Here is a 17358-nt window from a genome sequence, read left to right as displayed (position 1 = left end):
GGCCATGGCCGAGTTGGACACCCGACGCAATCGCATCATGGCGCTCTGGCTGTTCGGCATGTGCGTCATGGTCTTCGTCATGGTGGTGCTGGGAGGACTGACCCGGCTCACCCATTCCGGCCTGTCGATCGTCGAATGGAATCCGGTCACCGGCTTCGTTCCACCGCTCAACGAGGCCGACTGGCAGCGCCTGTTCGAGCAGTACCAGCAGTATCCGGAGTTCAAGAAGGTCAACGCCGGCATGGATCTGCAGGGCTTCAAGGGCATCTTCTGGCTGGAATTCGTTCATCGGGTCTGGGGCCGGATGATGGGGCTGGCTTTCTTCTTCCCCGCGCTGTTCTTCGTTCTGCGCGGCTGGGTCGACCGCCGGCTCGGCCGGCATTTCGCCGGCATGTTCCTGCTGGGCGGTCTGCAAGGCGCGTTGGGCTGGTTCATGGTAGCCAGCGGCTTGGTGGACAACCCGGACGTCAGCCACTACCGCCTGACCGCCCACCTGGGGGCGGCGGTGGCGATCTTCGCCTACATGCTGTGGATCGGCATGGACCTGATGTCGCCGGAACGCCACCTCCCCGTCGGGGCCTTGTCCGGCCATGCCCGCCGGCTGGCAGGCCTCGTCTTCCTCACCATCCTCTCGGGCGGCCTGGTGGCCGGTCTGGACGCGGGGTTCTCCTACAACACCTTCCCGTTGATGGACGGACGCTTCGTGCCCGACGGCTACCTGGACCATTCGCCCTGGTGGATAAACTTCTTCGAAAACCTGCCCGCAGTACAGTTCGACCACCGTATCCTGGCGGAATCGACCCTGGCGCTGATCCTGGCCTTCTGGTGGAAGGCCCGCCAAGCCGGCCTTTCCCGGCGCGCCCATCTGGCGGTCAACGCCCTGGCCCTCGCGGTGACGGTCCAGGTCGCGCTCGGCATCGCCACGCTGTTGCTGGTCGTCCCCGTCGGCATCGCCGCCACCCATCAGGCCGGCGCCGTGGTGTTGCTGGCCGCGGCACTTTGGGCGGCCCATGCCTTGCGGCCGGAGGAGCGATGATTCGTTCCTGGCGCGCCGTCCTGATCGGAATGCTCCTGGCCTTGGGAGCCGGAACGGCAGGGGCCCATCCGCACGTGCTCATCGTCGCCTCGGTGGCGCCGCATCTGGACGGACAAGGGCGAATCGCCGCCTTCGACGTGATCTGGGCCTTCGATCCGGCCTACAGCGCCTTCACCGCCACCGACCTGCGGTCCAAGAAGGGCGAAGCGCGCCAAGCCGCGCTAGCCAAGCTGGCGGGCGAGATTCTCGACAACCTGAAGGAGTGGGACTACTACGCCGACCTGGAAGCCGACGGCCGCCGGCTGGCGACCGGCCAAGCGGTAGACGGCGCCGCGACCCTGGACGACGGCACCCTGGAACTGCGCTTCCGCCTGCCCCTGCGGGACCCTTTGCTTCTGGGCAAGGGAAAACTGGCCGTCCGCTTCTACGACCCCACCTTCTACATCGCCATGGAAATGGATGAGGCCAAGGTCTTCCGCCTGACGGACGACATGGCGGCCCGCTGCAAGGCGCGGGTGCGCGAGCCCGCCCTCGACAAGGGCAAGCCCTTGTCCGAAAGCTTCTTTTCCACCGAACCGGCGAGACCGGGCAAGGACAAGCGCGACAGCATCGGCTTCAGCCTGGCGATGATCGGGGAGCTGAGTTGCAACAAATGATACGGGCCAACACTCGATCCGACTCGTTGGCCGGTATCGAGCGGCCATTGAGGCCGCGGCCAAGCGAGCGGAGCGAGTGCCCGGCGAGGGCCAGGAATAATGATACCAACCGGCCATGGCCGGTTGGTATGTCCTGGCTGCGAGCCCTGCTGGCGATCGCGCTCCTGGCCCTGGCGGGAAGCCATGCCGGGGCGCAGGCGCCCCATCCGTTGGGCGGCCCCCGCTCGGCGCCGGCCGTCGAAGTCTCGGGCGGGGGGGCCATGGCCTGGGTACGCGTCAAGCAGGTGGACATCCACCGCCGCCTGACCGCCGCCGTCAAGGAGGTGCGCGACGGCGACCCCTGGCGGGCCGGAATCGTCCTTTGTGTCCTGGCCTTCGCCTACGGTCTTCTGCACGCCCTCGGGCCGGGCCACGGCAAGGCGGTGATCTCCACCTACGTCCTGGCCAACGAGGACAGCCTGCGCCGGGTCCTGGTCATCTCGGCCCTGTCCAGCCTCGCCCAGGCAGTCACGGCGGTCGCGCTGGTCTACGCCGTGCTGTTCGTCGCCGAACAGACCACGCGGCGCCTCACGGACGCCGCCCTGGGTCTGGAGATGCTGGCCAACGGGCTGGTGGCGGGAATCGGGTTCTACCTGCTGGCGCGGGCCTGGAAGCAGTGGCGAACGGCCACCCCCGGCCACGAGCACGGCGAAAACTGCGGCTGCGGCCATCATCATTTCGTCCAGTTGAAGGAGCCGCAGGCCGACTGGCGGACCCTGGCGGGCATCGTGCTGTCGGTGGGCGCGCGCCCCTGCAGCGGCGCCATCCTGATCCTGGTCTTCGCCTACAGCCTGGGCCTGCACCTTGCCGGCATCGCGGCCACCTTCGCCATGGCGGCGGGAACAGGCCTGGTGGTGGCGGCGGTGGCGGCGATGGCCCATGCGGGCCGGACGGTGGGCTGGGCCGCGGGACGACGGCGCGGCTGGAACCTGAAGCGGATCGGCGCCGTCGTGACGGCCGTCGGCGGAATGCTGCTGGTCTTGCTGGGCGCCCTGCTTCTCACCGCCCCGGCGATGCCCGGCGTCATGCCGATGGCGACGCCTTGACGAACGCCTACCCGCCCGACCGCTGGCGGACGAAGGTCTCGAATTTGTCGGCGGGAAGCGGCGGGCTCAGCAGATAGCCCTGGATCTCGTCGCAGCGGTAGTCGCGCAGGATCTTGAGCTGGTCCTCGGTCTCGACGCCTTCCGCCACCACGCGCCGGTTGAGCGTCTGGCCCATGGTGATGATGGTCTTGATGATTTCGGCGTCATCGGGATTGCTGGCGATGTCGGAGACGAAGGAACGGTCGATCTTGATGGTGTCGATGGGAAAACGCTTCAGGTAGCTGAGCGACGAATATCCGGTCCCGAAATCGTCCATGGCCACGTGAATGCCCATCCGGTGCAGGTCCTCGAGCGCGATCACCGATTTCTGAGCGTCGGTCATCAACATGCTTTCGGTGATCTCCAACTCCAGGGCGGTGGGGGGCACGCCAGTCTCGTCCAGGATATTCGCCACCGTCGGGGCCAGGGTGCCGTCGCGGATCTGCCGGGCCGACAGGTTGACCGCGATACGGATCGGCGGCAACCCGGCCTCCAACCAACGCCGGATCTGCCGGCAGGCGACGCGGATCGCCCATTCGCCGACCTCGACCACCATTCCGGTCTCTTCCAGCACCGGGATGAAGCGGGCCGGAGAAACCATTCCGAGTTCCGGATTCTGCCAGCGCATCAAGGCCTCGCAGCCCAGGATGACGCCCAGCCTGAGATCCAGCTTGGGCTGGTAGAACAGCATCAGCTCGTTGCGTTCCAGGGCCTTGCTCAGGCCATTCTTGAGCACCAGGCGCTGCTTCACCTCCTCGTTGAGATCGGCGGTGAAGAAGTGGTAGCTGGCCTTGCCCTGTTCCTTGGCGCGGTACATGGCGGCATCGGCGTTCTTGATGAGCTCGCTGGCCTTGGTGGCGTCATCGGGAAAAATGGTGATGCCGATGGAGCAGGAGACGAAGGCTTCCTGTCCCTTCAGGTTGAAAGGCCTGGACAGGGTATCCAGGATGCGCTGGGCCAGCAGGGGCGCGTTGCGGGGGTCGGTCAGGTTGGGCATGATGACGGTGAATTCGTCGCCCCCCAGGCGGGCCACGGTATCGCCGGTACGCACGCAGATGGCAAGGCGCTCGGCGGTCTCCTTGAGCAGGAGATCGCCGAATTCGTGGCCCAGGGTGTCATTGACCAGTTTGAAGCCGTCCAGGTCGATGAACATCAGGCCCAGCTTCTTGCCGCCCCGGCCCATGGTGGCCAGGGCCTGGGCCAGCCGGTCCATGAACAGCGCCCGATTGGGAAGACCGGTCAACTGGTCGTAGTTGGCCTGGTAGCGAATGCGTTCCTCGTCCTGCTTGCGCTTGGTGATGTCGGCGATCACCACGGCGTATTTCTGGACGTTGCCGGCGTCGTCGGCCAGAACCGAGATGGACAGCCGTTCGGCGTATTTCTCGCCGTTCTTGCGCTGGTTCCAGATTTCCGCCGACCAGGTGCCGTCTCCCTTCAAATTTTTCCACATCTGGGAAAACATCAGCGGGTCGCGGCCGACGATCTTATAGAAATTGGGAACCTGGCCCAGAACGTCGCTCGCCTCGAATCCAGTGATGTCGCTGAAGGCCGGATTGGCCGATGTGATGCGGAACTCGGTATCGACGATGATCACCGCTTCCGACAGGTTGTTGATCACCTCGGCGGCCAAGCGCAGGCCTTCCTCGGCGGCCCGGCGGTCGGTGATTTCCTGGGTGAGTTCGCGAGTTCGCTCCTCGATCCGCAGTTCCAGTTCGTCGTAGGCCTTGAGCAAGGCTTCCTCGGCCCGCTTGCGACGGGTGATATCGCGCACCACGCCGATGAACAGCCGTTCCTTGCCGTGGCGAAGTTCGGTGACCGTCAATTCCACCGAAAAGGTCGTTCCGTCCTTGCGGACGGCCAATTCCTCGCGTCCCGTGACGCCGACGATGCGGCCGCGGCCGGTCTTCAAGTAGTTCTGGATATACTGGTCATGGCGGCTGCCGTGGGGCTCGGGCACCAGAACGCTGACGTTGCGCCCCACCAATTCCCCCGGCAGGTAGCCGAAGATGCGATGGACGGCGGGATTGGCCGAGCGGACGATACCCTTGTCGTCGATCCCCACGATGCCGTCCACCACCGTGTTCATGATGCCCTGCAGACGCTGTTCCCGTTCCCGCAGGGTGGTGGCGATGCGAATATGTTCGGACACGTCGACCGCCCAAAGCACGAGTTCGCCGTCTTCGCCGCCATGGGCAACATGCATCTCGGCATCGATCGAACCGCCATCCAGGGGGCGCAGCTTGACCGGAATCGACGCCCCCGAAACAACCGCCTCGTCCAGCAGGTCCGCCAGCACGTCACGGTAATCGGGATGGATGAATTCGGCGAGCGTCCGGCCCTCGGCGGCCCCCGTGTCCGGCAGGCCGAGCAGTCGGGCGCCCCCGGCGTTGATGGCCTGAATATGGCCGTGCCGGACCAGGCACCCCAGATTCGTCGCCGCATCGAGCAGCCGCTGGCGCCAGGCATCCGATCTCCGGCCAACCACCACCGCCCGCTTGCGCGGGGCTGTCGTCTTCGGCTGGTCGCCTCCCTTACGCCCGGACCGATTCGTCATTCCGCCTGTTTCTCCAGGGCCCCGCGAAGTCTGTTCCATCCATACCACAGGTCAGGGTCGGTGGTACAGAAAAGGGCGGAGGAAACGCCGTCGCCTCAATGCTTTGATCTTGGCCTCAGGGGGCCGGTGCGAGGTTGGGGTTGTGCTGGAGCGCCGGCCCCGTTCCCCACATCCCGGCCATGCCTGGACCGGCGGCCAAGCCGCTCATGCCGATCATGCCATCCCCGCCCATACCGATCATGCCTACGCCCGCCACCGGCGGGGGCGGAGGCGGAGGAGCCGGCGGGAACCCGGTGCGCTGCATGCGCTCCAGGCGGTTTCTCAGGTTGCCCAGCATCCACCAGAAGTTCTCTTCGCCCGGATAGCCCTGGATGCGGCCGATTTCGGTGCCGCGCTCGACGACCACGAAGGTGGGCGAAAAGACCACCCGGCCCAGGTTCATCAGGTCGGGTGGACGGGGTTCTTCCATCCGGACGCGCCGCAGCGGCAGGCTGCGGGCCTCCTCGGACTTGTCGTAGCCCTTACCGATTTCCTGTTCCCACTTCTTGCACCAGGGACAGCCGGCGCTCTCGAACATGACCAGTTCGGCCGCAGCCGCAGGCCCCGCCCACAACAAAGCGGCCAACAGAACGCCCCATCTCCCGGCCATGATCGCCTCCCATCACGCGAAGAACCCAGCCGTCCCGCGAAACTCCCGGGCCGAACTGGGCTCCCCCGATTTTCAACTCCCGGATGCCGCCCGCAACCCCGTTCCTCCCCGGGACTGCCGGACGGGCCTTGCGTGGCTCAACCGGCCTTCTCGATCACGTAGGTGTAGACGCCGCCGTCGTTGGTGCTCGAAACCAGCTTGTTGCCGGTCGAACGGCAAAAGGCCTCGAAGTCCTTCACGGAGCCCGGATCGGTCGATTCCACCTTGACGGTGTCGCCATTGGCCAAGCTCTTGATGGTCTTCTTGGTCTTCAGGATCGGCAGCGGGCAATTCATGCCCTTGGTGTCGAGGTACGTTTCGGCCATTTGATTCGTCACTCCTCTAATGGCTACGGTGAATTAGATGTAGAGGTTGATGTGGGCGTCCTTGGCGGCTTCCATGTAGGTCGCGGCCCCGCCCAGTTCGACGCCGTCGATCAGGTCCTCCTTCTTGAACTCGAAGAGGTCCATGGTCATCTGGCAAGCCACCATGCGGACGTCGTTTTCGATCGCCATCTCGCGCAGCTCGGGAATCGAGGCCACGCCCTTCTTCTTGATCATGTTCTTCATCATGGTCGAGGCCACGGCATCGACGCCGGGAATCACCGACATGAGGTTGGGCATGGTCATGTGCATGCCGAACATCGGCATTTCCATCGCCGGATTGCCCAAGGTCGATATCTGGAGGTGATCCAGGTCCTTCTTCAGCAGCTGGAGGCCGTAGAAGGTGAAGAACAGGGTGCAGGGAACGTCCATCGCCGCCGCCGTGGTCGCCAGGATGAAGGGCGGGTAGGCCCAATCCAGCGTCCCTTTGGTGACGATGATGCACATCTTCTTTTCGTTGTCGCCGTCGCTCATGAGAATCTTCTCCCGTCCGAAAAGTACGCGCGCTTGGCTTTAGTCTTTGCTAATATAACAAAACCGAGACGACGTCCAGCGGCTTGGCGATGCCTGGGCTTCCGGGCCGCGGTTGGGCAACCCCACTTTCGACCGCAAAAGCGGGACGAGCGCCAATCCCATTCCAAGGGATGCGGATTTAAGACGACTAGTGAAGTTCACTATTGCGTGATGATTGCGGGGGATGGCCAAGACGCTATATATCTATCTTATTGTTTTTACATATATATAGATGGCATTTTCCGTTGTCGGCCACACCTTGACAGGGCCGTTAATATCCGATAAATTCACTCATGAATTAAGGACGGCTCAGACGGGAGCGGATCATGAGCAGCATTGTCGACTACCGCATCGGACGCCACGGCGACCTGTGGGTCCAAATGCCGGACGGGATGATCCGGCGGGCCACCGAAAAGGAATGGATCAATATCTGGCAGCGCGATCCCGCCCTCACCATCCGTCTCACCGCCCATTGACGGCAGCCCCCGGGCCGGGGGCTCTCCCCTCCTCCCTCTCTCCAAGCGGAGTCCCCGGCCCCCCTCCTCGTTGACACCTTGATGGCCGGGCCCACGGGGCCCGGCCTTTTTATGTCGACGCCGCCTTGCCGGGCGGATGCGAATCCCTTACACCAGCCTTGATCCTCGTCAACTGCGGAGCCCTCATGGCCCGGCCCAGGACCCAGTACGTCTGTCAGGAATGTGGGGCGACCGCGCCCAAATGGGGGGGGCGCTGCGAGGCTTGCGGCGCCTGGAATTCCCTGGTCGAGGAACAGCAGGCCGAAAGCGCGCCCAAAGGCCTGGGCGGACGCAAGGGCAAACGCATCGATTTCGTCGGCCTGGACGGCGTCTCGGAACGGCCGCCCCGGCGCATCACCGGCATCGGCGAGTTCGACAGGGTTTGCGGCGGAGGGCTGGTGGCCGGGTCGGCGCTGCTGATCGGCGGCGATCCGGGCATCGGCAAGTCCACCTTGCTGTTGCAGGCCACCGCCGCCCTGGCCGCCGCCGGTGCCCGTTGCGCCTATGTCTCGGGCGAGGAAGCGGTCGACCAGATCCGCCTCCGCGCCGACCGCCTGAATCTCGCCCACGCCAAGGTCGACCTGGCATCGGCCACCAGCGTGCGCGACATCGCGGCCAGCCTGGACGAGGCCCAGCCGCCTGCGGTAGTGGTCATCGATTCCATCCAGACCATGTATGTCGACAGCCTGGAATCGGCCCCGGGCACGGTGGCCCAGGTGCGGACATCGGCCCAGGAGTTGATCCGCCTGGCGAAGAGGCGCGGCTTCTGCCTGATGCTGGTCGGGCACGTGACCAAGGACGGCCAGATCGCCGGTCCCCGGGTGCTGGAGCACATGGTGGATACCGTCCTCTATTTCGAGGGCGACCGCGGCCACCAGTTCCGTATCCTGCGCGCGGTGAAAAACCGCTTCGGCCCCACCGACGAGATCGGCGTCTTCGAAATGACCGATGCCGGCCTGTCGGAAGTGGCGAATCCTTCCGCCCTGTTCCTGGGGGAAAGGGACGGCGGCGTTTCCGGAGCCTGCGTCTTCGCCGGCATGGAAGGCACCCGTCCCATGCTGATGGAAATCCAGTCCCTGTTCTCGCCCACCTCCTACGGGACCCCGCGGCGCGCCGTGGTCGGCTGGGATTCGGGACGGCTCGCCATGGTCATGGCGGTGCTGGAAGCGCGATGCGGGCTTGCGCTCAATCACGCGGACGTGTACCTGAACGTCGCGGGCGGCCTGAAGGTGGCCGAACCGGCCGCCGACTTGGCGGTGGCGGCGTCCCTGGTTTCGGCGGTCAGCGGCTTGCCGGTGCCGCCCGAGACGGTGGTGTTCGGCGAGATCGGCCTGTCGGGCGAGGTCAGGGCGGTTTCCCAGCCGGACGCCCGCCTGAAGGAAGCCGCCAAGCTGGGCTTCACGCGGGCCATCGTGCCGGCCCGCCGGGGGGGCAAGGCGATCGCCCAGGCGGGGATGAAGGTGACGGAAATCTCGCGTCTGGCCGAGCTGGTGGGACTGCTGGGACAGGCGCAGTAGGAACGGACGGGGCATGGCGGATCTTCCGGTCAACGTCGTCGATATCGTGGTCGGCATCGTGCTGCTGATTTCGGCCCTGCTCGCCTATTCGCGCGGCTTCGTGCACGAGACCCTGTCGGTGGCCGGCTGGGTGGGGGCCATATTCGCCACCATCTGGGGCTTCCCCTTGCTGCGCCCCTATGCCCGCGGCCTCATTCCCAAGGAGATGGTGGCCGACATCGCCGCCGGCACCCTGATCTTCGTGGTCAGCCTGTTCGCCCTGTCGATCCTCACCCACCTGCTGTCGTCGCGCATCCGCCACAGTGCGCTGGGCGCGCTGGACCGGGCGCTCGGCTTTCTGTTCGGTTTGGTGCGCGGCGCCATCCTGGTCGCCCTGGCCTACATGGGGGCGGAATGGCTCTGGCCCAAGGCCGAATTCCGTCCCACCGTCATCGCCCAGGCCCGCACCGCCCCCTTGATGGCCGGCGGCGCCCGCATGCTGCGGTCCGTTCTGCCGGAAAGCGCCCAGGCGGCAGGCGAACAGGTGGACGAGTTCGCCCGCGAGACCGAAAAACTGCTTGAATCCCAGAAGGCGCTGCGCAACATGCTGGATGTGAAGCCGAAGGGGCCGGAAGCTGGGGCCGGTACCGCTGCCCCTCCCCCCGGCCAGGAGGGTGGCTACGATCCGCGCGAGCGCCGCGATATGCAGCGCCTCATCGAGAACCAATGAGTTCGGGAGCCTCCCCAATGGCGGCCAGCCTTTCCGCGGACGACGACCATTTCCATGACGAATGCGGCGTGTTCGGCATCTTCGGCAGCCCCGAGGCCGCGGCACGCACCGCCTTGGGCCTGCACGCCCTGCAGCACCGCGGCCAGGAATCGGCCGGCATCGTCGCCTTCGACGGGGAACAGTTCCACCCCCACCGGGCCCTGGGCCGGGTCGGCGAGATCTTCGATTCCGAGACCGTCATCCGCCGCCTGAAGGGCGACTTGGCGGTCGGCCATGTCCGCTATTCGACGGCCGGCGGCACCCTCTTGCGCAACGTCCAGCCTTTGTTCGCCGATTTCGAGTTCGGCGGCCTGGCCGTCGCCCACAACGGCAATCTCACCAATTCGTACCAGTTGCGCAAGTCGCTGGTCAGCCAGGGCAGCATCTTCCAGTCGACGTCGGACACCGAAGTCATCATCCATCTGGTGGCGCGCAGCGAGTATCCCAAGGTGGTCGACCGGGTCATCGACGCCCTTCGCCAAGTGACCGGAGCCTATTCCCTGGTCTGCCTGACCCGCGAGAAGCTGATCGGGGTGCGCGACCCCTGGGGTGTGCGGCCGCTGGTCCTGGGCAAGCTGGCCGAGGCCTACATCCTCTGTTCGGAGACCGTCGCCCTCGACATCATCGGCGCCGACTATATCCGCGACATCGAACCGGGCGAGATGGTGGTGATCGACAAGTCGGGACTGCGCTCGCTCCATCCCTTCCCGCCGGCCCCGCACCGCTTCTGCATTTTCGAATACATCTACTTCGCCCGCCCGGACAGCGTCATCGAGGGGCGCAACGTCTACGCGGTGCGCAAGGAGATCGGCCATGAACTGGCCCGCGAGGCCCGCGCCGAGGGCGTGATGGCCGACATGGTGGTGCCGATCCCCGATTCCGGCGTCCCCGCCGCCATCGGCTATGCGGAAGAAGCCGCCATTCCCTTCGAACTGGGCATCATCCGCAACCACTACGTGGGCCGCACCTTCATCGAGCCGTCGGATCGCATCCGCAACCTGGGGGTACGCCTCAAGCACAACGCCAACGCGGCCCTGATCGCCGGCAAGCGGGTGGTGCTGGTCGACGATTCCCTGGTGCGCGGCACCACGTCGCGCAAGATCGTCGAGATGGTCCGCCAGGCGGGCGCCCGCGAGGTGCACATGGCGATTTCCTGCCCGCCCACCACCAACCCCTGCTTCTACGGCATCGACACCCCGACCAAGGCGGAATTGATGGCCGCCAACTTCTCGGTGGACGAGATCGCCCGCCAGATCGGGGTCGATTCCCTGACCTATCTGTCCATCGACGGTCTCTACCGGGCGGTGGGCCAAGAGAAATGGGACCCGACCCGATCCGCCTACTGCGACGCCTGCTTCACGGGCAACTATCCGATCCGCCTGGTCGACCACGAAGACGGCCCGGCTCCCCGCCAGTTGTCCTTGTTGAAGGAGCATTCCTGACATGCCCGGCCGTCTTGAAGGACGTATCGCGGTCGTGACCGGGGCTTCGCGCGGTCTTGGCCGGGCGGTGGCCCTGGAATTCGCAAGGGAGGGCGCCGACCTGGTGCTGGTCGCCCGCACCCAGGGCGCTCTGGAGGAACTGGACGACGAGGTCCGCGCGCTCGGCCGCCACGCCACCCTCGTGCCCCTCGACCTGCGCGACGGCGACGGCCTGGACCGCCTGGGCGCCGCCCTGCACGAACGCCACGGGAAACTGGACATCCTGGCCGGTTGTGCCGGGGTGCTGGGGGTGCTGGGCCCCCTGGGTCATTGCAAGCCCGAGGTCTTCGACGAGGTTATGGCGGTCAACACCACCGCCAACTGGCGCCTGATCCGCTCGCTCGATCCCCTGCTGCGCCTGTCGGATGCCGGGCGGGCGATCTTCGCCACCGCCGCCGCCGCGCAGGCGGGCGAGGCCTACTGGGGACCCTACGCGGCCAGCAAGGCCGCCCTGGAGGCCCTGGCACGGGCCTGGGCGGCGGAGACCCTGCGCACCTCCTTGCGGGTCAACCTGATCGACCCCGGCCCCCTGCGCACCCGCCTGCGCGCCAAGGCCTTTCCCGGTGAGAAGTCGGAAGGCCTGCGCGCCCCGGAGGAAGTCGCCCCCCGGTTCGTCGACTTGGCCGACCCGGTTTGCACGCGGCACGGGGAAATTGTTCGCTGCCAATAAACCGGAATCGGCTATAGTGGCTCCATGAGAGACAGGTCCCGCTGCCTTCTGGTCCTCCAAATCGAAGACATTGATCGCCTTTTTTCGGTGTTCGGCAGCGTGGTTGTCGACGCGGCGCTGGCCGAAGTCGGAACAGCCTTCGCCGGATTGGCCTACCGACTCCTGGCCCGCCATGACCTGGACGATTTCCCCCCGTCCGGCCGGAAGGGACGCTGGTGGCGGGCCTTCCGCTTCACGCCTTCGGCCTTGCCCGGCGATGCGGATGAACAACGCGACGCCATCGTCGCCTCGGGCAGCATGCTGGTGCGCGAATCCTTGCAGGAGATATTCGGGGCGGCCAGCGGTTCCAGGGTCGGGTTCCGGTTGGGCGTCGTCGACCTGCGGGACGGGACGGCGGCGGGTCCGGATGCCTGGATCGATGGCTACATGGGGAATTGTCCCTGCTGCTGGAGCGCGGGAATTCCGGTCGAACGCCTGGAACTGGAGCGCCTGATCACCGGTGGCGGCACTTTGCGCACCCTTCTGCAGCCCATCGTCTCCTTCCCCGACGGCCGGACGATCGGATACGAGGCCCTGTCGCGCGGTCCCGTGGGCCATGCCCTGGAGCGGGCCGACATTCTGTTCGGAACCGCCAACCAACACGGTCTGGGATCGACCCTGGAAGCCATCTGCGCCGAACAAGCGGCAGGCCTGGCACGGCGGGTTCCGGAGCCCTACTGGGTCAGCGTCAACCTGGGGGCGCGCACCATCATGGACCGCGACCTCGTCGCCCGTTTGGCCCAGCCCGGCTTGGTCCTGGAACTCACCGAACACCTGCCTTTGCAGGAAGCCAAGCACCTGCTGCCGATCCTTGCCGACATGCGGGCGCAAGGCCTGCGCATCGCCCTGGACGACACCGGCTGCGGCTTCGCCGACCCCGAGTTGGCGGAAATCTTGCGTCCCGACATCGTCAAGCTCTGCATCACGGTGATCCGCAACGCGGCGCGCGGCCAAGCCTTCGTGGACGACATCGCCCGCGCCACCGCCCGCTTCCGCGAGTTGGGCGCCGAGGTGCTGGCCGAAGGCGTCGAGACCGGGGAACAGGCTGAGGCCCTCACCGGCATCGGCATTACCCTCGCCCAGGGATGGCTCTACGGCCGGCCGGTGCCGGCCGCGTCGATCCTATAGGCGGCCCTGGGCGCGGAGATGCCGGAGGGCGGCACCCAGGGTCCGGGCATCGGCCAAGCCGTCGTGAGCCCGCCCCTGTTCCGGGAACCCCAGCAAGCCGGAAAGTTGGCTGGTCGTCACGTGGCGATCCCGCCCCAGAAGCCGGGTGAAGAAGTTCGACACGTCCAGCGTCCGGATAACCGCCGGCGGAACCGGCAAGTCGTGCCAGCCGCAGTTGTCGGCCAGTATCGGCCCGTCGAGACCGTTGGCGACCAGTTGCACCGTTCCCGATCCCTCCAGGAAAGCGACGAAGTCGCCCATCGCCTCGGGGAACGGCCGGCCGTCGCGGTCGACCATTTCCTGGTCGATGCCGGTCAGTTCGATGAAATAGGTGCTGAGCCGGGGGTGGAGCCGCGGTCGCACCAGGGCCTGGAACGCCCCGGTCTCGGCAAAGCCGGCCGCCGCGTCCAGGCGGACGGCACCGATCTGCACCACCTCGCGGCGCTTGCCGGGCAGGGACCAGCCGCTCGCCATGAATCCTTCCCAGGTGGTAAACTCCAGGTCGAAGACGACCAAGGTGTCGGCGATCAGCACGGCGCGCTCCCTCTTGCACAGCCTAACCCGGCAGTGCGACAAACCCGTGACGCCTTCATAACGGCAGGAACCTCATCATGGCTAGCGAAACCGGCGATCCCTGGCTGCTCACCCCCGGCCCTTTGACCACGGCGGCGGAAACCAAGGGGGCAATGCTGCACGACTGGGGCTCGCGCGATGCCGCCTTCATCGCCATGAACGTCCATATGCGCGAACGCCTGGCGGGCATCGTCCATGGCGAGAAAACCCACGTCTGCGTGCCCTTGCAGGGCAGCGGCACCTTCGCGGTGGAGGCGATGATCGGCACCCTGGTGCCGCGGGACGGCAAGGCCCTGGTGCTGGTCAACGGCGCTTACGGCCAGCGCATGGCCCGCATCCTGGAGGTCCTGGGCCGCCCCTGCACGATCCTGGAGAACCCGGAGGACATCCCGTGCGACCCCGTGTCCCTCGACGCCGTGCTGGCGGCCGATCCGACCGTCACCCACGTGCTGGCGGTCCATTGCGAGACCACTTCGGGAGTGCTCAACCCCATCGCCGCCCTTGCCGAGGCGACGGCACGCCACCACCGCCGGCTGTTGATCGACGCCATGAGCGCCTTCGGCGCCCTGGAGTTGGATGCCCGTGCCGTTCCCTTCGACGCCGTCGCCGCCTCCAGCAACAAGTGCCTGGAAGGCGTTCCGGGGATGGGCTTCGTGGTGGCACGCCGCGACGTCCTGGAAGCGGCGGCGGGCAACGCCCATTCCCTCGCCCTCGACCTGCACGACCAATGGCGGGCCATGGAAGGAAACGGCCAGTGGCGCTTCACCCCACCCACCCACGTGATCGCCGCTTTTTCCCAAGCCCTTGACCGTTTCGAGGCGGAAGGCGGCGTGGCCGGGCGGCATGCCCGCTACGCGGCCAACTGCCGCCTGCTTGTGGAAGGCATGCGGGCGCTCGGTTTCGCGACCCTGCTGCCCGACGCGGTGCAGGCCCCGATCATCGTCACCTTCCGCATGCCGGCCGATCCGAAGTTCCATTTCCCGAAATTCTACGATGGCTTGAAGGACCGGGGCTTCGTCATCTATCCCGGCAAGCTGACGGTGGCCGACAGTTTCCGCATGGGCTGCATCGGCGCCCTGGGCGCGGCCGAGATGAAGGCCGCCCTGGGCGCCGTCGCCGAGGTGATGAAGGACCTGGGCGTCGTTTCCGGCCAGCCCTGAGCTATCCGGGGAAGGACTTGATCCCCACTTCCAGCCGTTCCCAGGAGCCTTCCGGGGGAAGGCCGAAGCGCAGCCAGCGGGGATGGTCGGAGAAACGGCGCACCCAGATACCCTGGCGGGCCAAGTGGGCGTGCAGATCCGGAGCCCGGTCGTGCGCGGTCAACACGAAAAGGCTGGTGCCGCCCAACACCTCCAGGCCCGAACGTTGCAACAGCGCATGGAGCTGTTCCATGGACAGCCGGAGGCGCTGGCGGGTGATGGCGATCCAGGTATCGTCCTCCAGGGCACCCGTGGCGACGGCCGCAGCCGGTCCGGAGACCGCCCAAGGCCCCAGCGCGCTGCGCAGGGCTTCCGCCATGTCCGGCCAGGCCAGCGCGAATCCGAGGCGCAGCCCGGCCAGGCCGAAGAACTTGCCGAAGGACCGCAGCACCACAAGACCCGGCAGGCCGGCCTGGGCGGCGACGCTGATTTCGGGAAGAGTATCGGCGAAGGCCTCGTCCACCATCACCAAGCCACGTCTTTCGGCCATCTGCTCCGTCAAGTCGAGGATGTCGGCAGGCCGAACGCGGCGGCCGTCCGGATTGTTGGGATTGACGATCACCGCGACGCCGGGTTGCGCGGCCTTGAGGGCGGCAAGTCCACCCACCTCGACCACCGTGTGGCCGGCGGCCCGCCAGGCACCGGCATGTTCGGCGTAGGTGGGGCTCAGAACGGCCACCCGGGTGCGGCCGACAAGCAGGGGCAGCCACTGGATGAGCGCCTGGGTCCCGGGCGCCGCAACCACCAGCGACGGATCGGCCACCCCATAGCAGCGGGCCGCCGCAGCCAGCAGCCGCATCGTGACCCCGGTATCGGGCAGGCGGCTCCAGGCCTCGGGGTGCGGCGGCAGGACCAGATAGGAATGGGGATTGATGCCGGTGGACAGGTCGAGCCAATCCTCGGCCGGCATGCCGAAGGCAGCCGTCGCGGCGGCCAGGTCGCCGCCATGATCGATGGCGGCGGCCGGACCCGGAGGTTCAGACGAAAGACCCGCCTCAGGGCTTGGGTCGCCAGTCACGTGCCAATTCCTCCCCCCGCTCCACCTCGAAGCGGCTCAGCCTCGACCGCAAGCGCCGCCGAGCCTCTTCCGGATCGAACTTGGAATCCAGAGCGCGCAGGCCTGCCGGGTCGCGGGCGGCGAGAGTGTACCACTTGTAGGCCTCGGTCGCGTCTTCTTTCATGCCCCAGCCCTCCTCGATCATGCCGCCCATGAGGAACTGGGCTCCAGAATGCCCCTGTTCGGCGGCTTGGCGGAAAAGCTCGATGGCCCGACCATAGTCGTGGGTCACTCCGCGGCCGTGGTAATATAGGCGTCCCAGTTCGAACCGCGCCTCGCGACTTCCGGCCTGGGCGGCGGCGCGGAACAGTTCCGCGGCGCGGATATAGTCGATTGGCATCCCCTCCCCGGCCACCATCATCCGGCCCAGGCGCGACTGGGCTTCGGCGCTGCCTTGCCGCAGGGCCTCCCGATACCACTTGGCGGCCTCCTTGACGTCTCTCGGCGCACCCAGGCCCTGGCGCAGAAGGTCACCCAGACGCACCCGGGCCTCGCGGTCTCCGGCCAGGGCATCGCGGCGAGTCGCATCGAAGCGGGCCACCGCATCGGCTTCCTGGGGCATCACGGGCGGCGACGCTTCCCGCGCCGCCTCCCAGGCAGCCCAGAAACTTCCCAGGGCGATGCCCGCCATCACCAGGGCGAGGAAAACGAGGCGCTTCATCGCGGGGAAATCAGCGGCTGTTGGGCAGGTTGTGGTCGTTCTCGCCCAGTTTCTGGGTACGCGGATCGAAGGGGTCCGGACGATCATAGCAGGTCACTTGGCCCAAGGTCTTGTAGCAATAGACCGGCGGCTTGGGGAACTTCTCGTCCTCTTCGCAATAGGTAAGCCCCTGGTTCGACCGCATGAAGGTACAGTTCTTGCCGCTCATGTAGGACACGACATGGTCCGTGATGGTCTTCTTGGAAACCATGACGCTGGCCACCTCGGCCTGGCCCAAGCCAGGTGCCGCACCGCTGGAGACCACGCCACAGCCAGTCACCACCATCAGGGCGAGCATCGCGAGGAGCCTCTTCATGGCGTCACCTTTCCACCGCATTATTCTACCATCTTGGGGGCCGATGGTAAAAACGGAGTTAACCATCCGCCGCGGCGGATCGCGGAAGTCTGAGCTGGTCCCCTCCTTGCTTCTTCCTTGGCGATTGGACAGGATGGGGTATGCGATGGTTGGTCATGGTGCTGGCTCTGGCTTGTCTATCGGCGTCTCCCGCCTGGGGCGAGGAGATCGTCGGGAGGCCGCGCGTGATTAACGGCAATATCCTGGAAATCGATGGGCGCAGGATCAGGCTGGAGGGAATTCTGGCGCCCGACGATTTCGGCGCCCGCTGCCAGTGGGAAGGCCGGGAGGTCAATGCCGCCACCCTGGCCAAGGAACGTCTCGAACAACAGATCGCCCAATGGGGCGACGGGACGGTCGTCTGCTGGACCGGGGGAGGGCCG

The 17358-nt window shown here is 66.5% G+C and carries 19 protein-coding genes; 11 read left to right on the top strand and 8 right to left on the bottom strand.

The genetic code is table 11. The annotated features are described in order from the left end of the window. Positions 1-4 precede the first annotated feature (4 nt). The 3 genes from H7841_07575 to H7841_07565 all read left to right on the top strand — a co-directional run bounded on the left by H7841_07575 (position 5) and on the right by H7841_07565 (position 2777). A complete protein-coding gene (locus tag H7841_07575) occupies positions 5-1036 on the top strand; it encodes a COX15/CtaA family protein (GenBank protein ID MEO5336735.1) in 1032 nt (343 codons plus the stop codon). Next, the gene (locus H7841_07570) at positions 1033-1692 is read left to right on the top strand and encodes a DUF1007 family protein (GenBank protein ID MEO5336734.1); all 660 of its coding nucleotides are present in this window, start codon (positions 1033-1035) and stop codon (positions 1690-1692) included. The genes H7841_07575 and H7841_07570 overlap by 4 nt, the downstream gene beginning before the upstream one ends. 128 nt (positions 1693-1820) lie before the next feature. Next, complete coding sequence (locus tag H7841_07565; protein ID MEO5336733.1) at positions 1821-2777, top strand: nickel/cobalt transporter; 957 nt, start codon at positions 1821-1823, stop codon at positions 2775-2777. A gap of 7 nt (positions 2778-2784) precedes the next feature. Here H7841_07565 and H7841_07560 read toward each other — a convergent pair whose 3' ends face one another. The 4 genes from H7841_07560 to H7841_07545 form a co-directional block, all read right to left on the bottom strand. After that, positions 2785-5370, bottom strand: coding sequence for an EAL domain-containing protein (locus H7841_07560; GenBank protein MEO5336732.1), 2586 nt, complete (start codon positions 5368-5370; stop codon positions 2785-2787). Between the two features lie 115 nt (positions 5371-5485). Further along, positions 5486-6019 carry a thioredoxin family protein gene (locus H7841_07555; GenBank protein MEO5336731.1) on the bottom strand — a complete coding sequence of 178 codons (534 nt, stop codon included), beginning with the start codon at positions 6017-6019 and terminating at the stop codon, positions 5486-5488. Positions 6020-6156: 137 nt separating this feature from the next. Beyond that, entirely contained in the window at positions 6157-6384 is a 228-nt protein-coding gene (locus H7841_07550) for a sulfurtransferase TusA family protein (GenBank protein MEO5336730.1), read from the bottom strand. Positions 6385-6417: 33 nt separating this feature from the next. Further along, on the bottom strand, positions 6418-6915 hold the full coding sequence (locus H7841_07545; GenBank protein ID MEO5336729.1) for a DsrE/DsrF/DrsH-like family protein: 498 nt from the start codon (positions 6913-6915) through the stop codon (positions 6418-6420). A gap of 365 nt (positions 6916-7280) precedes the next feature. Between H7841_07545 and H7841_07540 the strand changes: the two genes are divergently transcribed. The 6 genes from H7841_07540 to H7841_07515 all read left to right on the top strand — a co-directional run bounded on the left by H7841_07540 (position 7281) and on the right by H7841_07515 (position 13052). Further along, a complete protein-coding gene (locus H7841_07540; GenBank protein MEO5336728.1) occupies positions 7281-7430 on the top strand; it encodes a hypothetical protein in 150 nt (49 codons plus the stop codon). A 185-nt stretch (positions 7431-7615) separates the two neighbouring features. Further along, a complete protein-coding gene (gene radA / locus H7841_07535; protein ID MEO5336727.1) occupies positions 7616-8986 on the top strand; it encodes a DNA repair protein RadA in 1371 nt (456 codons plus the stop codon). A gap of 13 nt (positions 8987-8999) precedes the next feature. Further along, entirely contained in the window at positions 9000-9695 is a 696-nt protein-coding gene (locus H7841_07530; protein ID MEO5336726.1) for a CvpA family protein, read from the top strand. A gap of 17 nt (positions 9696-9712) precedes the next feature. After that, on the top strand, positions 9713-11176 hold the full coding sequence (gene purF / locus H7841_07525) for an amidophosphoribosyltransferase (GenBank protein MEO5336725.1): 1464 nt from the start codon (positions 9713-9715) through the stop codon (positions 11174-11176). Position 11177: 1 nt separating this feature from the next. Further along, positions 11178-11885 (top strand): SDR family NAD(P)-dependent oxidoreductase, encoded by a 708-nt coding sequence (locus tag H7841_07520; protein ID MEO5336724.1) that lies wholly within the window; start codon positions 11178-11180, stop codon positions 11883-11885. Between the two features lie 24 nt (positions 11886-11909). Continuing rightward, on the top strand, positions 11910-13052 hold the full coding sequence (locus H7841_07515) for an EAL domain-containing protein (protein ID MEO5336723.1): 1143 nt from the start codon (positions 11910-11912) through the stop codon (positions 13050-13052). Here H7841_07515 and H7841_07510 read toward each other — a convergent pair. Next, on the bottom strand, positions 13047-13625 hold the full coding sequence (locus H7841_07510) for an exonuclease domain-containing protein (GenBank protein MEO5336722.1): 579 nt from the start codon (positions 13623-13625) through the stop codon (positions 13047-13049). The genes H7841_07515 and H7841_07510 overlap by 6 nt on opposite strands. A gap of 77 nt (positions 13626-13702) precedes the next feature. On the opposite strand from H7841_07510, the gene H7841_07505 reads away from it, so the two are divergent. Next, entirely contained in the window at positions 13703-14824 is a 1122-nt protein-coding gene (locus tag H7841_07505) for a 2-aminoethylphosphonate--pyruvate transaminase (GenBank protein ID MEO5336721.1), read from the top strand. Position 14825: 1 nt separating this feature from the next. Here H7841_07505 and cobD read toward each other — a convergent pair whose 3' ends face one another. Genes cobD through H7841_07490 form a run of 3 tightly spaced genes read right to left on the bottom strand, consistent with a single transcriptional unit; the run spans position 14826 to position 16936 of the window. After that, positions 14826-15881, bottom strand: coding sequence for a threonine-phosphate decarboxylase CobD (gene cobD / locus H7841_07500; protein ID MEO5336720.1), 1056 nt, complete (start codon positions 15879-15881; stop codon positions 14826-14828). Further along, the gene (locus H7841_07495) at positions 15859-16581 is read right to left on the bottom strand and encodes a sel1 repeat family protein (protein ID MEO5336719.1); all 723 of its coding nucleotides are present in this window, start codon (positions 16579-16581) and stop codon (positions 15859-15861) included. Before H7841_07495 ends, cobD begins: the two co-directional genes overlap by 23 nt. A 10-nt stretch (positions 16582-16591) precedes the next feature. Next, positions 16592-16936, bottom strand: a complete 345-nt coding sequence (locus H7841_07490) for a hypothetical protein (GenBank protein ID MEO5336718.1) — start codon at positions 16934-16936, stop codon at positions 16592-16594. Between the two features lie 140 nt (positions 16937-17076). Between H7841_07490 and H7841_07485 the strand changes: the two genes are divergently transcribed. Continuing rightward, positions 17077-17358, top strand: a 282-nt coding sequence (locus H7841_07485; GenBank protein MEO5336717.1) for a hypothetical protein, incomplete at its 3' end; no start/stop codon positions are given.

The sequence above is a fragment of the Magnetospirillum sp. WYHS-4 genome (genome assembly GCA_039908345.1).
GTDB lineage: Bacteria > Pseudomonadota > Alphaproteobacteria > Rhodospirillales > GLO-3 > JAMOBD01.
Note: the sequence above shows the minus strand (reverse complement) of the source record. Positions and strands in the feature narration are given on the sequence as shown.

Bases quoted from the DNA above. Each gene is read 5' to 3' on its own strand.
- H7841_07575 (MEO5336735.1), top strand. From the start codon at position 5: ATGGCCGAGTTGGACACCCGACGCAATCGCATCATGGCGCTCTGGCTG.
- H7841_07570 (MEO5336734.1), top strand. From the start codon at position 1,033: ATGATTCGTTCCTGGCGCGCCGTCCTGATCGGAATGCTCCTGGCCTTG.
- H7841_07565 (MEO5336733.1), top strand. From the start codon at position 1,821: ATGTCCTGGCTGCGAGCCCTGCTGGCGATCGCGCTCCTGGCCCTGGCG.
- H7841_07560 (MEO5336732.1), bottom strand. From the start codon at position 5,370: ATGACGAATCGGTCCGGGCGTAAGGGAGGCGACCAGCCGAAGACGACA.
- H7841_07555 (MEO5336731.1), bottom strand. From the start codon at position 6,019: ATGGCCGGGAGATGGGGCGTTCTGTTGGCCGCTTTGTTGTGGGCGGGG.
- H7841_07550 (MEO5336730.1), bottom strand. From the start codon at position 6,384: ATGGCCGAAACGTACCTCGACACCAAGGGCATGAATTGCCCGCTGCCG.
- H7841_07545 (MEO5336729.1), bottom strand. From the start codon at position 6,915: ATGAGCGACGGCGACAACGAAAAGAAGATGTGCATCATCGTCACCAAA.
- H7841_07540 (MEO5336728.1), top strand. From the start codon at position 7,281: ATGAGCAGCATTGTCGACTACCGCATCGGACGCCACGGCGACCTGTGG.
- radA (MEO5336727.1), top strand. From the start codon at position 7,616: ATGGCCCGGCCCAGGACCCAGTACGTCTGTCAGGAATGTGGGGCGACC.
- H7841_07530 (MEO5336726.1), top strand. From the start codon at position 9,000: ATGGCGGATCTTCCGGTCAACGTCGTCGATATCGTGGTCGGCATCGTG.
- purF (MEO5336725.1), top strand. From the start codon at position 9,713: ATGGCGGCCAGCCTTTCCGCGGACGACGACCATTTCCATGACGAATGC.
- H7841_07520 (MEO5336724.1), top strand. From the start codon at position 11,178: ATGCCCGGCCGTCTTGAAGGACGTATCGCGGTCGTGACCGGGGCTTCG.
- H7841_07515 (MEO5336723.1), top strand. From the start codon at position 11,910: ATGAGAGACAGGTCCCGCTGCCTTCTGGTCCTCCAAATCGAAGACATT.
- H7841_07505 (MEO5336721.1), top strand. From the start codon at position 13,703: ATGGCTAGCGAAACCGGCGATCCCTGGCTGCTCACCCCCGGCCCTTTG.
- H7841_07495 (MEO5336719.1), bottom strand. From the start codon at position 16,581: ATGAAGCGCCTCGTTTTCCTCGCCCTGGTGATGGCGGGCATCGCCCTG.
- H7841_07490 (MEO5336718.1), bottom strand. From the start codon at position 16,936: ATGAAGAGGCTCCTCGCGATGCTCGCCCTGATGGTGGTGACTGGCTGT.